Origin of the sequence: Kitasatospora sp. CB02891 (assembly GCF_002803145.1) — a bacterium.
Lineage (GTDB): Bacteria > Actinomycetota > Actinomycetes > Streptomycetales > Streptomycetaceae > Kitasatospora > Kitasatospora griseola.
In genome coordinates this window covers 298,759-312,320 of record NZ_NNBO01000010.1, presented here as the reverse complement: position 1 = coordinate 312,320, position 13,562 = coordinate 298,759, and the positions used below count along the sequence as shown (strand labels likewise).

General features: G+C 74.6%; 8 protein-coding genes. 7 read left to right on the top strand and 1 reads right to left on the bottom strand.

Features of this window, described 5'->3' with window-relative positions; all coding sequences use genetic code 11:
* The 4 genes from CG736_RS37925 to CG736_RS23210 form a co-directional block, all read left to right on the top strand.
* A partial coding sequence (locus CG736_RS37925) for a hypothetical protein (protein ID WP_232734120.1) occupies positions 1 to 245 on the top strand: 245 nt, incomplete at its 5' end.
* Complete coding sequence (locus CG736_RS23220) at positions 242 to 1,186, top strand: NAD(P)-dependent oxidoreductase (protein ID WP_100588105.1); 945 nt, start codon at positions 242 to 244, stop codon at positions 1,184 to 1,186. The genes CG736_RS37925 and CG736_RS23220, both read left to right, overlap by 4 nt.
* 162 nt (positions 1,187 to 1,348) lie before the next feature.
* The gene (gene moeZ, locus CG736_RS23215; RefSeq protein ID WP_043915930.1) at positions 1,349 to 2,527 is read left to right on the top strand and encodes an adenylyltransferase/sulfurtransferase MoeZ; all 1,179 of its coding nucleotides are present in this window, start codon (positions 1,349 to 1,351) and stop codon (positions 2,525 to 2,527) included.
* A 141-nt stretch (positions 2,528 to 2,668) separates the two neighbouring features.
* On the top strand, positions 2,669 to 3,589 hold the full coding sequence (locus tag CG736_RS23210) for an NAD-dependent epimerase/dehydratase family protein (RefSeq protein WP_100588104.1): 921 nt from the start codon (positions 2,669 to 2,671) through the stop codon (positions 3,587 to 3,589).
* Positions 3,590 to 3,615: 26 nt separating this feature from the next.
* Here CG736_RS23210 and CG736_RS23205 read toward each other — a convergent pair whose 3' ends face one another.
* Positions 3,616 to 6,390, bottom strand: coding sequence for a lysylphosphatidylglycerol synthase transmembrane domain-containing protein (locus tag CG736_RS23205; protein ID WP_232734119.1), 2,775 nt, complete (start codon positions 6,388 to 6,390; stop codon positions 3,616 to 3,618).
* Positions 6,391 to 6,533: 143 nt separating this feature from the next.
* Between CG736_RS23205 and CG736_RS23200 the strand changes: the two genes are divergently transcribed.
* From CG736_RS23200 to CG736_RS23190, 3 genes are all read left to right on the top strand, one after another.
* Positions 6,534 to 6,872 carry an MGMT family protein gene (locus CG736_RS23200; protein ID WP_100588103.1) on the top strand — a complete coding sequence of 113 codons (339 nt, stop codon included), beginning with the start codon at positions 6,534 to 6,536 and terminating at the stop codon, positions 6,870 to 6,872.
* A gap of 141 nt (positions 6,873 to 7,013) precedes the next feature.
* Positions 7,014 to 10,286 (top strand): ATP-dependent DNA helicase, encoded by a 3,273-nt coding sequence (locus tag CG736_RS23195; protein ID WP_100588102.1) that lies wholly within the window; start codon positions 7,014 to 7,016, stop codon positions 10,284 to 10,286.
* On the top strand, positions 10,273 to 13,455 hold the full coding sequence (locus tag CG736_RS23190; protein WP_100588101.1) for an ATP-dependent DNA helicase: 3,183 nt from the start codon (positions 10,273 to 10,275) through the stop codon (positions 13,453 to 13,455). Before CG736_RS23195 ends, CG736_RS23190 begins: the two co-directional genes overlap by 14 nt.
* Positions 13,456 to 13,562 lie beyond the last annotated feature (107 nt).

The window sequence follows — 13,562 nt, the reverse complement described above, 5'->3', positions numbered from 1 at the left end:
GCGCGGCCGCGCTCGCCGTGCTGACGGCCGCGGTCGGCGCCGCCGTGCTCTCGCTGCCCGGCCCCGCGCACTGGCTCGGGGCGCCGCCGCCGGGCCCGGTGCTGGCCGCCGTGCTCGGCCCGGCCGTTCTGCTGGCCGGGTACGCCTGGCCGCTGAGCGTCCGGCCGGGCGCGTACTCCGACGTGTCGTTCAGATCTCGTTGCCCGGCCGGTGCCGGGCCTGATGGAAGGACTTGGGCCCGATGAGGGTGCTGTTGCTGGGAGCCGACGGGTTCATCGGCCGGCGGGTCGCCGACCGGCTGCTGGCGGAGGAGGGGCTCCAGGTGACCGTGCTGGGCCGGGGCGATTCCGCCGACATCAGGTTCGACCTGGCCGCGGGGAGCCCGGGCGCGCTGGCCCGGTTCCTGGACGCGGTCGCGCCGCAGGTGGTGATCAACTGCGCCGGGGCCACGTACGGGACGTCGCGGGCGCTGATCCGGGCGAACACGCTGGCGGTGGCGACGGTCTGCGAGGCGATCCGGCGCAGCCGGGAGCCGGCCCGGCTGGTGCACGTCGGGTCGGCGGCCGAGTACGGGCCGGCCCAGCCGGGCGGACCGATCCCGGAGAACGCGGAGCCGCGCCCGGTCGGGCCGTACGGGGTGTCGAAGCTGGCGGGCACCGAACTGGTGCTGAGTTCGGGGCTGGACGCGCTGGTGCTGCGGGTGTTCGACGTGGTCGGCCCGGGCTCGCCGACGGCCTCGCTGTTCGGGCGGCTGGCGGAGGGCCTGCGGCGGGCGCTGGAGCAGGAGGAGGCCCAGGTGCGGATGCCGGACCTGTCCGGCTACCGGGATTTCGTGGACGTCCGGGACGTGGCGCGGGCGATCCAGGCGGCGGCGGTGTCCGCGGCCACCGGCGTGATCAACATCGGCAGCGGCCACGCGGTGCGGGCCCGGGAGGCGGCGCACCTGCTGGTCAGGGCGTCCGGTTTCGAGGGCACGATCAGCGAGGACGCCCGGCAGGTGGTGCTGCCCGCCCAGCAGACCGCCGCGGAGGGCGCCCGGACGGTCGAGGCACGGGCCGCCGCCGAGCCGGTGCAGTGGCGGCAGGCGGACGTCCGGACCGCCCGTGACCGTCTCGGATGGCGGACACAGGTTCCATTGGAGGAGTCGCTCGGGGATGTCTGGCTGGAGACCGCCTGCCGGGTCTGATCCGGCCCGGCGCGGCCTGGCCGGGGGGTTCGGCGCGGGGTGCGAAGTCTCGCCATCCGGTGCAACCCGTCTCACCAAATGAAACTGCTGTCTCGGAATACCCCCGGCACGTGACACTGTTGGCGTAGTCGAACCGAGAAACTGACGACCATCGGAGTCCTTGTGTCGCTGCCACCCCTGGTCGAGCCGGCCGCCGAGCTCACCGTAGAAGAGGTCCGCCGGTACTCCCGCCACCTGATCATCCCCGACGTGGGGATGGACGGGCAGAAGCGGCTCAAGAACGCCAAGGTGCTGTGCGTCGGCGCCGGCGGTCTCGGCTCGCCCGCCCTGATGTACATGGCCGCCGCCGGTGTCGGCACGCTCGGCATCGTCGAGTTCGACACCGTCGACGAGTCGAACCTGCAGCGCCAGATCATCCACGGCCAGTCCGACATCGGCCGCTCCAAGGCCGAGTCCGCGCGCGACTCGGTCAAGGAGATCAACCCGCTGGTCGAGGTGATCCTGCACGAGGAGCGCCTCGACAACGACAACGTGATGGAGATCTTCTCCGGCTACGACCTGATCGTCGACGGCACCGACAACTTCGCCACCCGGTACCTGGTGAACGACGCCGCGGTGCTGCTCGGCAAGCCGTACGTGTGGGGCTCCATCTACCGCTTCGACGGCCAGGCCAGCGTGTTCTGGGCCGAGCACGGCCCGTGCTACCGCTGCCTGTACCCGGAGGCCCCGCCGCCGGGCATGGTCCCGTCCTGCGCCGAGGGCGGCGTGCTCGGCGTGTTGTGCGCCTCGATCGGCTCAATCCAGGTCAACGAGGCGATCAAGCTGCTGGCCGGCATCGGCGAGCCGCTGGTCGGCCGACTGATGATCTACGACGCCCTGGAGATGCAGTACCGCTCGGTGAAGGTCCGCAAGGACCCGAACTGCGCGCTGTGCGGCGAGAACCCGACCGTCACCGAGCTGATCGACTACGAGTCGTTCTGCGGTGTCGTCTCGGAGGAGGCCTCGGCCGCCGCCCTCGGCTCCACGATCACCTCCAAGCAGCTCAAGGAGTGGATCGACAACGGCGAGGACATCGACATCATCGACGTCCGCGAGGTCAACGAGTACGAGATCGTCAGCATCCCGGGCGCCCGGCTGATCCCGAAGAACGAGTTCCTGATGGGCAACGCCCTGCAGGACCTGCCGCAGGACAAGCGGATCGTGCTGCACTGCAAGACCGGTGTCCGCTCGGCCGAGGTGCTGGCCGTGCTCAAGTCCGCGGGCTTCGCGGACGCGGTGCACCTGGGCGGCGGCGTGATCGGCTGGGTCAACCAGATCGAGCCGGAGAAGCCCGTCTACTGACGGACGATCGACCCGACAGGGCATCAGCGAACCGCCCGACCAGGGGAATTCCCCCGGTCGGGCGGTTTTGCGTGACCATGGGCGCGGAACAGCACACCTGCGCCGGTCGGGGCGCACACGTTCGAGAGACGGGGGAGTCCCATGGGCAGGCACCTGGTGGTCGGCGCCGGGCCGGTCGGCTCGGCCACCGCACGGCTGCTCGCCGAGCGCGGCGAGGAGGTCGTGGTGGTCACCCGCACCGCCTCCGCCGCCGCCCCGCTGGACGGCGTGCCCCGCCTGCGGCTGGACGCGTCGGACGCGCAGGCCCTCGCCGAGGCCGCCGACGGCGCCGCGGTGCTCTACAACTGCGCCAACCCGCCCTACCACCGCTGGCCCGAGGTGTGGCCGCCGCTGGCCGCCTCGCTGCTCGCCGCCGCCGAGCGCAGCGGCGCGGTGCTGGCCACCGTCTCCAACCTGTACGGCTACGGCGCGGTGGACGGGCCGATGAACCCGGACACGCCGCTGCGGCCGGTCTCCGACAAGGGCGAGGTGCGGGCCGCGATGTGGCGCGACGCGCTGGCCGCGCACCGGGCGGGGCGGGTGCGGGTCACCGAGGTGCGCGGCTCCGACTACCTGGCGGCGAACGCGGCGGGCGTGCTCGACGACCGGGCGTTCTCCCGCGCCCTGGCCGGTCGGAGCGTGCAGGTCCTCGGCGACCCGGCCGCCCCGCACAGCTGGACGGCCCCGCAGGACGTCGCCCGGCTGCTGGCCGTGGTCGGCGCCGACGAGCGGGCCTGGGGCCGGGCCTGGCACGTGCCGAGCAACGCGCCGCGCAGCCAGCGGCAGGTGGTCGCCGAGCTGTGCGCGGCCGCCGGGCGGCCCGCCGTGAAGGTCACCGGCATCCCCCGCCCGGTGCTGGCCCTGCTCGGGCTGGTCAACCCGACGATCCGCTCCGCCCGGGACACCGCCTACCAGTTCGAGCGCCCGTTCGTGCTCGACGACACCGCCACCCGCGAGACCTTCGGCCTGGCGCCGACGCCCTGGGACGAGATGCTCGCCCAGGTCGTCGCCGCGTACCCGTAGGGCCAAGGCCCGGGGCCGGACAGGCCTTAGAGCGCGCTCCTGCGCTGGAGGATGTTGTAGGCGACCCAGCCCGGCAGGACGGGCAGCCAGAAGGTCAGCAGGCGGTACAGGAACACCGCCGGGGTTGCCGCGGTGAGCGGGACGCCGGCGGCGGTCAGGGCGCCGATCAGGGCGATCTCGACCGGGCCGATGCCGCCCGGGGTGGGGATCGCCGAACCGGCCGCGTTGGCGGTCAGGAACACCACGGCGACGGCCGAGTAGGTGACGTGCCCGCCGCCGCCGAACGCCTGCACCGAGGCGTCCAGGCAGGCCGTGAAGGACAGCGTCAGCAGCAGGATGCCGCCGAAGCCGGTGATCAGCTTGCGCGGGGTCTGCATCAGGTCGAGCATCCGCGGGATCACGCCGAAGAGCAGCGAGCGGACCCGGGTCACCACGAACCGGCGCAGCGGGGCGACCGCGGCCACCACCAGGGCGAGCACCGCGGCGGACAGCACCCCGATGATCACCGCCCGGGACGCGCCCAGGTCTCCGTTGGTCTGGGTGCCGGTGATCAGGCCGAAGGCGAACAGCAGCAGCAGGTGGCCGCCGAGCCCGGCCAGCTGGGAGGCGCCCACCGAGGCGGCGGCCTGCACCGGCCGGATCCCGGCCTTCTGCAGGTAGCGGGTGTTCAGCGCGATGCCGCCGACCGCCGCCGGGGCGACCAGCTTCACGAACGACCCCGCGACCTGCGCCGCGACCGTCCGCCCGAACGGCAGCTTCTCCGGGACGAACCCGGTCAGGCTCATCGCGGCCGCCACGTACGAGGCGGCCGCGGCGGCCAGCGCGGCCGCCGCCCAGGCCCAGTTCATCTGGGAGACCTTGAACTGGTCCGGCCGGATCGTGGTCAGCGCCAGGTAGGCGGCGAAGGTCAGCGCCACCAGCATGATCAGCGTCTTCGGCTTGAGCCGCTCCAGCTTGGCCGGGGCCATCGGCGCCTCGGGGGCGATCTGCAGGATCTGCCCGCGCAGCTTGGCCAGCAGGTCCTCGTTGGCCTGCGCGATGTCCTCCTCGGCCTGCTGCTGGGTGCGTTCGCCCGACGCGACCTGCTTGAGCGCCAGCGCCTTCGCGGCGGCCTTCCGCTCCTTGGTCATCCGCTGCAGGTCGCCGCGGGTCTGCCGGCTCAGGCCGACCGGTTGCAGCAGCGGCAGCGCCTCGGCGACCCGGGCCGGGCCGAGCACCTCGGTGGCGGCGGCCACCGCCCGCTCCGGGCCGGTGCGCAGCGCGAAGGTGGTGAGCAGCTGGGCGACGTCGATGCGCAGCGTCAGGTCGCCGGCCGCGATGTCGCCGCCGGACAGGTTGATCAGGCAGCCGGTGCGGTCGTCCACCACCAGCAGGGACTCGCCGGTGAGACGGCGGTGCGCGATCCGGCGCTCGTGCAGGGTGGACACCGAGGTCCAGAACGAGGCCATCACCGCGTCGGTGACCTCCTCGTCGGCGAGCTCGTCCAGGGTGCGGCCGGCCACGTTCTCGTACACCAGGATCGCGGCGTCCGGGCCGAGTTCGGAGGTGGCGACCAGCTGCGGGGCGCGGGCCCCGGAGGCGGCGGCCGCGTAGGCGATCAGCGCCTCCTGTTCGAGTGCCTGGCGCAGTGACTGCGGGCTGCGGCGGACCGCGACCGAGCGCAGCCGCAGCCGCCGCCAGGCCCGGTAGAAGAAGCCGGAGGCCTGCTGCTCGCGGTCGATGATGTGCACGTCCAGCAGCGGCCCCTGCTGTTGGACGACCAGGTAGCGGCGGGTGCCGCCGGGGCCGTCGGGGGCGGTGTGCGCGGCGGACGGGGTGAAGCCGACCTTGCGCAGGCCGATCATCAGGTGCTGCCCGGTCGGCCGGATGTTCGGCGAGCCGATCGCGTACAGCGTGCCGTACGCGACCGACCAGCCGATCAGCACGGTGAGCAGCAGCGACAGCGGGGTGGTGTAGCCGTTGACGAGTTCGGTCGCGCCGGAGAGGATCACCACGATCCACAGCGCGACCCGCCAGCGCGGTCGGCTCGACATGCCGACGGCCGTCATGTACGCGATCACCGGGGCGAGGTAGCCGTGCACCGGGTCGGTGAGGGTCTCCTCGTGGCCCGGCGGGAACTGGGTCAGCGCGTTGCGGATCTCCTCGGGGGCGCTGGCCGCGACCCACCAGTCGACGCCCAGCGAGACGCCGTAGGCGAGCACCGAGGCCAGCACGCCGTCGGCGACCCGCAGGCCGTCGCGTTTGATCAGCCGCTCCACCGCGAAGGCCAGCGGCACCGCCAGCACCGCGACCGAGGAGACCAGCGCGGAGATGGTGGACAGCAGGTCGGGGATCCGCTTGGCGTTGACCGTGATGTCGTTCTCGATGCCGCTGGTGGTGGAGACCGCCACCTGCGCCAGCACGAACACCGCGACGATGCCGAGCAGCCCGGCGAGGAAGCGCAGCAGGTCCGAGGGCCGGTGGGCGCGCGGCGGCAGCAGCGGTTCGTCGACCGCCAGGTAGTCGCCGGCCGGCTCCTCGGCCTCGAACCCTTCGTCGGTCCGCTCGCCGGCGGGATGCCCGCCGGGTTGCGCGTCCTGGTGCCGGCCCGGTTGCTCGGGCGGCCGGTCCGGTGTGCCCGGACGGTCCGACCCGTCGTCCGGCGGCAGCTGAGCGGCCACCGCGTCCTCCCCCGTGTGGTGCGCGTCCCGCGCCCGGTGGCGCAGGTCGACCGGCGGGGCGTCCTGCGCCCGCGGGGCGGAACCGTCGGTGGCGGACTCCTCGGAGCCCTTGTCCACGTTCAATTCAGCCGTCCCGGTCATCTGGTCTTGTTCCCTCGCGTGTCGCACTGCCCCGAAGATGCTGCCATGCCCGGAACCCCGGTGCGGTCCAGGGGCAGTATCCCGCGCGCCGCATCGCTCGCACGGGGTGCTGGAAATCGACCGGATGAGGAAGAATGCGGCGGATGACCGAGCAGGACGAGGTGCCCGAGATCCCGCCGTACGCGGAGGCCGTGCTCGACCTGGCCGAACGGATCCCGCCGGGCCGGGTGATGACCTACGGCGACGTCGCCGAGTACCTGGGCCGCGGCGGCCCCCGCCAGGTCGGCCGGGTGATGGCGATGTACGGCGGTTCGGTGCCCTGGTGGCGGGTGATCCGCGCGGACGGGCGGCCGCTGCCCGGCCACGAGCACCGGGCGCTGCCCGAGTACCGCGCCGAGGGCACCCCGCTGCGCACGGCGGCCGGCGAGCCGCGGGTCGACCTGCGGGCGGCGCGCTGGGACGGGACCGCTCCGGACGCCTGACCGCCCGACCGCCTGACCGGGGAAGGTGCGCCGGAGGGGTCTGTGGGTGCAGGATCGTAGGCTCGATGCGGCGGGCTCGTTCCCCGGAGAGTCCTTCGCCGATCCGCCCGCCACTGAACCGCCGTACGACCCTGGACCGCAGTGACCTCACCGTTCCGCCTGGTGCGCAGCCCCCTCGCGCAGCCCGAACCGCCCGTGCTGGACGCCTTCCAGCAGGCGGTGGTCGAGCACGCGTCGGGGCCGTTGCTGGTGCTCGCCGGGCCCGGCACCGGCAAGACCACCACGCTGGTCGAGGCGGTCGCCCGGCGGATCGCGGAGGGCGCCGCGCCCGACCGTGTGCTGGTTCTCACCTTCAGCCGCAAGGCGGCGATGGAGCTGCGCGACCGGATGACCGCCCGGATCGGCACCACCGTCCCGCAGGCCACCACCTTCCACTCGTTCTGCTACGCCCTGCTGCGCGCCCACCAGCCGCCCGAGGAGTACGCCGAGCCGCTGCGGCTGCTGTCCGGCCCCGAGCAGGACGTGATGGTCCGCGAGCTGCTGGCCGGCGGCGCCGAGGACGCCAGGGCGGGCACCGCGACCATCCGCTGGCCGCTCGACCTGCGGGCCTGCCTGACCACCCGCGGTTTCGCCGACGAGGTCCGCGCGGTGCTCGCCCGCAGCCGTGAGCTCGGTCTCGGCGAGGAGGAGCTGCTGCGCTTCGCGGAGGGCGTCCAGCGCCCCGACTGGGCCGCCGCCGCGCACTTCCTGGCCGAGTACCTGGACGTGCTCGACCTGCGCGGCGTCCTCGACTACGCCGAGCTCGTGCACCGCGCCGTGCTGCTCGCCGAACGCGAGGACGTCGCCGACCGGCTGCGCGACCGCTACGACGTGGTGTTCGTCGACGAGTACCAGGACACCGACCCGGCCCAGGTGCGGCTGCTGCAGCGGCTGGCCGGCGGCGGGCGGGACCTGGTGGCGGTCGGCGACCCCGACCAGTCGATCTACGCGTTCCGCGGCGCCGACGTGAACGGCATCCTGGAGTTCCCCGACGCCTTCCGGCAGAGCGACGGCCGGCCCGCCGAGGTCAAGGTGCTGCGGGTGTCCCGGCGCTCCGGCGCGGTGCTGCTGGCCGCCTCCCGGGAGCTCGCACGCCGGATGCCGATGGGCCGCCTCCCCGCCGACAAGCTCGCCGCGCACCGCGCCCTGCTGCCCTCCCGGGAGGGCAGCGGCGTCGAGGTGTACACCTATCCGACGCCCGGCGCCGAACTCGACTCGGTCGCCGACCTGCTGCGCCGCGCCCACCTGGAGGACGGCGTCCCCTGGGGCGAGATGGCGGTGCTGGTGCGGGCCGGCTCCCGGTCGATTCCGGGCGTGCGCCGCGCGCTGGCCGCCGCCGGCGTGCCGCTGGAGATCGACGGCGACGACCTGCCGCTGCGCGAGGAACCCGCCGTCACCCCGCTGCTGCTGGCCCTGCGGGTGTGCGCCGAGGGCGAGGGCGCGCTGAGCGCCGACCTCGCGCACACCCTGCTCACCGGCCCGCTCGCCGCCCTGGACGGCTCCGACCTGCGCCGGCTCGGCCGCACCCTGCGCGAGGAGGAGCGCCGGGCCCTGGCCGAGGACGGGGTGGCCGGCGTGGTCCGCCCCGCCGAGGAACTCGTCCGCGAGGCGCTGGAGCGGCCCGAGCTGCTCGCCCTGCTGGACGCCCCGTACGCCCGGCGCGCCTACGAGTTCGGCGTGCTGCTGCGCAAGGTCCGCGAGCTGCTGGCGGGCGGCGCGTCCGGCGAGGACGCGCTGTGGGAGCTGTGGGACGGCTCCCGGCGCTGGCGCGAACGCCTGGAGCGGGCCGCGCTGCGCGGCGGCGCGGTCGGCCGCAACGCCGACCGGGACCTGGACGCGCTGTGCGCGCTGTTCGAGACCGCCGCCCGGGCCGAGGAGCGGGTGTCCGGGCACCGCGGCGCGCTCGACCTGCTCGCCGAGGTCGAGGCCCAGGACATCGCCGCCGACACCCTGCACGTGCGCGCCCACCGCCCCGACGCCGTCCGGCTGATGACCGCGCACCGCTCCAAGGGCCTGGAGTGGCGGCTGGTCGTGGTGGCCGGCGTCCAGGAGGGCCTCTGGCCCGACCTGCGCCGCCGCGGCTCGCTGCTGGAGGCCGACCGGATCGGCCGCGACGGCCTCGCCGAGCCGCTGTCGCCGGCCGCGCTGCTCGCCGAGGAGCGCCGGCTGTTCTACGTCGCCGCGACCCGCGCCAAGGAACGCCTGGTGGTCACCGCCGTCAAGGCGCCCGCCGAGGACGGCGACGAGCCGTCCCGGTTCCTGCGCGAGCTGTACCGCGAGACCCTCGACCCGCGCACCGGCCGGGTGCTGGAGCGCGTCCCGCAGGTGAAGGTCGCCGACGTCACCGCCCGGCCGCGCCGCCCGCTCGCGGTGTCCGCGCTGGTCGCCGAGCTCCGCGCGGTCACCGTCGACCCGGCGCGCTCCCCGCAGCTGCGCCGGGCCGCCGCCGAGCGGCTCGCCACACTGGCCGGGGCGCTCGACGAGGAGGGCCGCCCGCTGGTCCCCGCCGCCCACCCCGACCAGTGGTGGGGCCTGGTCGACGCCACCGCCGCGCCGGAGCCGCTGCGCGAGCCCGGGCTGCCGGTGCGGCTGTCCGGCAGCGGCCTGGAGCAGCTGGAGTCCTGTGCGCTGCAGTGGTTCCTGGAGAAGGACGTGAAGGCGGGGCGGACCGCCTCCGCCGCCCAGGGCTTCGGCAACGTGGTGCACGCCCTCGCCGACGAGGTCGGCTCCGGCCGCACCCCCGCCGACCTGGCCGTGCTGATGGAGCGCCTGGACACCGTCTGGGACGCCCTCGCGTTCGACGCGCCGTGGAAGTCCCAGCAGGAGAAGACCGAGGCCCGGGCCGCCCTGGAGCGCTTCCTGCGCTGGCACGTGCTGGAGCGCGACCGCACCACCGTCGCCACCGAGCACGGCTTCGACCTCACCCTGGACGTCGGCGGCGTCGCGGTGCGCATCCGCGGCTCGATGGACCGGGTCGAGGCCGACCAGGTGGGCCGCGCGTACGTGGTCGACTTCAAGACCGGCAAGCAGATCCCCACCGACAAGTCGCTGCCCGAGCACCGCCAGCTCGCCGTCTACCAGCTGGCGGTGCGCGGCGGCGCGCTCGACGGCCTGCCCGGCTTCGAGCAGGGCGCCGCCCCCGGCGGCGCCGAACTGGTCCACCTGCGGGAGCCCGCCAAGGGCGACCCGGAGGCCCCCAAGGTGCAGCAGCAGCTGCCGCCCGACGGCGACCCGTGGATCGAGAACCTGCTCGCCGACACCGCCGGCCGGGTGCTCGCCGAGAGGTTCACCCCCACGGCGGGCGAGCGCTGCGGCCGCTGCGCGTTCCGCGGCAGCTGCTCCGCGCAGCGGGACGGCCGGCATGTCGTCGACTGAGCCGTTGAACCACCCGGCCCAGCTCCGCGAACTCCTCGGCATCCCGTTCAACGCCGAGCAGTTGGCGGCCATCGGCGCGCCCATGGCCCCGGGCGTGATCGTGGCCGGCGCGGGCTCCGGCAAGACCACCGTGATGGCCGCCCGGGTGGTCTGGCTGGTCGGCTCCGGCGCGGTGCGTCCCGAGCAGGTGCTCGGCCTGACCTTCACCAACAAGGCCGCGGGCGAGCTCGCCGAACGCGTCCGCGCCTCGCTGCTGCGGGCCGGCGTGCGCGAGGACGACGCGCTCGGCGACCCGCAGATCTCCACGTACCACGCCTTCGCCGGCACCCTGCTCAAGGAGCACGGCCTGCGGCTGGGCATCGAGCCCGACGTCCGGCTGCTCGCCGACGCCACCCGCTTCCAGCTCGCCGCCCGGGTGCTGCGCCAGGCCCGCGGCCCGTACCCGGCGCTCACCGGCACCTTCTCCTCGCTGGTCGCCGAACTGATCGCCCTCGACTCCGAACTGGCCGAGCACCTGGTCGAGCCCTCGCGGCTGCGGGACTGGGACGAGCAGCTGCTCGACGAGCTGGCCGTGCTGAAGCTCTCCAACGACGACCTGCGGGCCGTCCCGAAGGCCGCCCGCGGCCGGCAGGAACTGCTGCACCTGGTCGAGGACTACCGGGCCCGCAAGCAGAAGCTCGGCCTGCTCGACTTCGGCGACCAGATCGCCGCCTCCGCCCGGCTCGCCCAGCAGCGCCCCGAGGTCGGCCGGCTGCTGCGCGAGCAGTACCGGGTGGTGCTGCTGGACGAGTACCAGGACACCTCGGTCGCCCAGCGCCTGATGCTGGCCGGCCTGTTCGGCGGCTCCGAGAGCGCCGGACACCCCGTCACCGCGGTCGGCGACCCCTGCCAGGCGATCTACGGCTGGCGCGGCGCCTCGGTCGCCAACCTGGACGACTTCCCGCACCACTTCCCGCAGGCCGACGGCAGCCCCGCGCACCGCTTCGCGCTCAGCGAGAACCGCCGCAGCGGCGGCCGGCTGCTCGCCTTCGCCAACGAACTGGCCTTCGACCTGCGCGAGATGCACGAGGGCGTGGAGGCGCTGCGGCCGGCGCCCGGCGCCGAACTCGACGGATTCGTGCGGGCCGCGCTGCTGCCCACCCACGCCGAGGAGGTGGACTGGCTGGCCGACTCGATCGCCCACCTGGTGCGCACCGGCACCGCGCCCGGCCGGATCGCCGTGCTCTGCCGGGCCGGCGCCGCCTTCCCCGACATCCACGCCGCGCTGGTGGCGCGGAGCGTCCCGGTCGAGGTGGTCGGCCTCGGCGGGCTGCTGCAACTCCCGGAGGTCGCCGACCTGGTGGCGGTCTGCGAGGTGCTCCAGGACCCGACCGCGAACGCCGCCCTGGTGCGCCTGCTGATCGGCCCGCGCTGGCGGATCGGCCCGCGCGACCTGGCGCTGCTCGGCCGCCGCGCCGCCGACCTGGTGCGCATCGCCCGGCTCGGCGACCAGGACCCCCTCGCCGCCGCCGTCGCCGAGACCGACCCCACCGAGGTGGTGTCGCTGGCCGACGCGCTGGAGACCTTCGTGGACGCCGAGCAGCCCGACGAGCTGCCGTTCTCCCCGGAGGCCCGGGTGCGGTTCGCCCGATTCGCGCGGGAGATCCGCGACCTGCGCCGGGCGCTGGCCGAGCCGCTGATGGACGTGCTGCACCGGGTGCTGACCGTCACCGGCCTGGAGGTCGAACTCTCCGCCTCCCCGCTGGCGCTGGCCGCCCGCCGCCGGGAGACCCTGCACTCCTTCCTGGACATCGCCGCGTCCTTCGCCGACCTGGACGGCGACCCGGGCCTCGCCGCCTTCCTGGCCTTCCTGCGGGCCGCCCAGGAGTACGAGCGCGGCCTGGACGCCGGGCTGCCCGGCGGCGAGGACACCGTCAAGGTGCTCACCGCGCACAAGTCCAAGGGCCTGGAGTGGGACGTGGTCGCCGTGCCCGGCCTGGTCAAGGGCGGCTTCCCGTCCGGGCAGGGCCGGGAGCGCTGGACCTCCACCCGCAAGGTGCTGCCGCACGCGCTGCGCGGCGACGCCGCCACGCTGCCCGCCGACCCGGCGTGGAACGCCAAGGGCATGGGCCTGTTCAAGAAGGAGATGGCCCACCACGCCGAAGTGGAGGAACTGCGGCTCGGCTACGTCGCGTTCACCCGCCCGCGGTCGCTGCTGCTGGCCTCCGGCCACTGGTGGGGGCCCTCGCAGAAGCGCCGCCGCGGACCGTCCGACTTCCTGCTGAAGCTGCGCGCGCACGCCGAGCGGCCCGGCAACGGCGAGGTCGAGCAGTGGGCCGAGGCGCCGGCGGACGACGCGCAGAACCCGGCGTTCGACGTGTCCGTGGAGACCCCCTGGCCGCTGCCGCTGGACCCGTCCGCGCAGCACGCCCGCCGCCGGGTCGCGGACGTGGTCCGCCACCGCCTGGCCGGTGCGCCCGCAGCCGAGCCGGAGCAGCTGGGGGTGGAGGACCAGCGGCTGGTGGCCTCCTGGGACCGCGACCTGACGGCGCTGCTCGGCGAGTTGGAGCGCTCCCGGCGCACCGTCCGGGAGGTCGAGCTGCCCGCCTCGCTGTCCGCCACCGAGCTGATGCGGCTGGCCGCCGACCCGGACGGCTTCGCCCGCGAACTCGCCCGCCCGATGCCCCGCCCGCCCGCGCCCGCCGCCCGCCGCGGCACCCGCTTCCACGCCTGGGTGCAGGCCCGCTTCGACCAGCCGCTGCTGCTCGGCCCGGACGCGCTGCCCGGCCTGGACGCCGAGGAGATCGAGGACGAGCGCGACCTGGAGCGCCTCAAGGAGGCGTTCCTGCGCGGCCCGTACGCCGGCCGCACCCCGTACCGGGTCGAGGCGCCGTTCCAACTGGTGCTGGCGGGACGGGTGGTGCGCGGCCGGATCGACGCGGTCTACCGGGACGCGGACGGTGGCGCAGGGTCACCGCGCTACGAGGTGGTGGACTGGAAGACCGGCCGGGAGGACAGCGGCGACCCGCTGCAGCTCGCCGTCTACCGCCTCGCCTGGGCCGAGCAGGCGGGCGTTCCGGTGGAGCAGGTCACGGCCTCGTTCTGCTACGTGCGCAGCGGCCGGATCGAAACACCGTCAGGACTTCCCGGCCGAAAAGAGTTGAGCGATCTTCTGATCGGGAATAGGTAGAAAAGAGTCACTCAGAGCATTCAACCCGTCACGAGATCAAGCGAAACCTGTGCGCCCTGCACGTTTCGTGCCTATTGTGGGGTCGGTAACCGGTCATCCTCCCGTAC

Excerpts from the sequence above, each read along its gene's own strand:
- CG736_RS23220 (WP_100588105.1), top strand. The coding sequence starts at position 242 with ATGAGGGTGCTGTTGCTGGGAGCCGACGGGTTCATCGGCCGGCGGGTC.
- CG736_RS23210 (WP_100588104.1), top strand. The coding sequence starts at position 2,669 with ATGGGCAGGCACCTGGTGGTCGGCGCCGGGCCGGTCGGCTCGGCCACC.
- CG736_RS23205 (WP_232734119.1), bottom strand. The coding sequence starts at position 6,390 with ATGACCGGGACGGCTGAATTGAACGTGGACAAGGGCTCCGAGGAGTCC.
- CG736_RS23200 (WP_100588103.1), top strand. The coding sequence starts at position 6,534 with ATGACCGAGCAGGACGAGGTGCCCGAGATCCCGCCGTACGCGGAGGCC.
- CG736_RS23190 (WP_100588101.1), top strand. The coding sequence starts at position 10,273 with ATGTCGTCGACTGAGCCGTTGAACCACCCGGCCCAGCTCCGCGAACTC.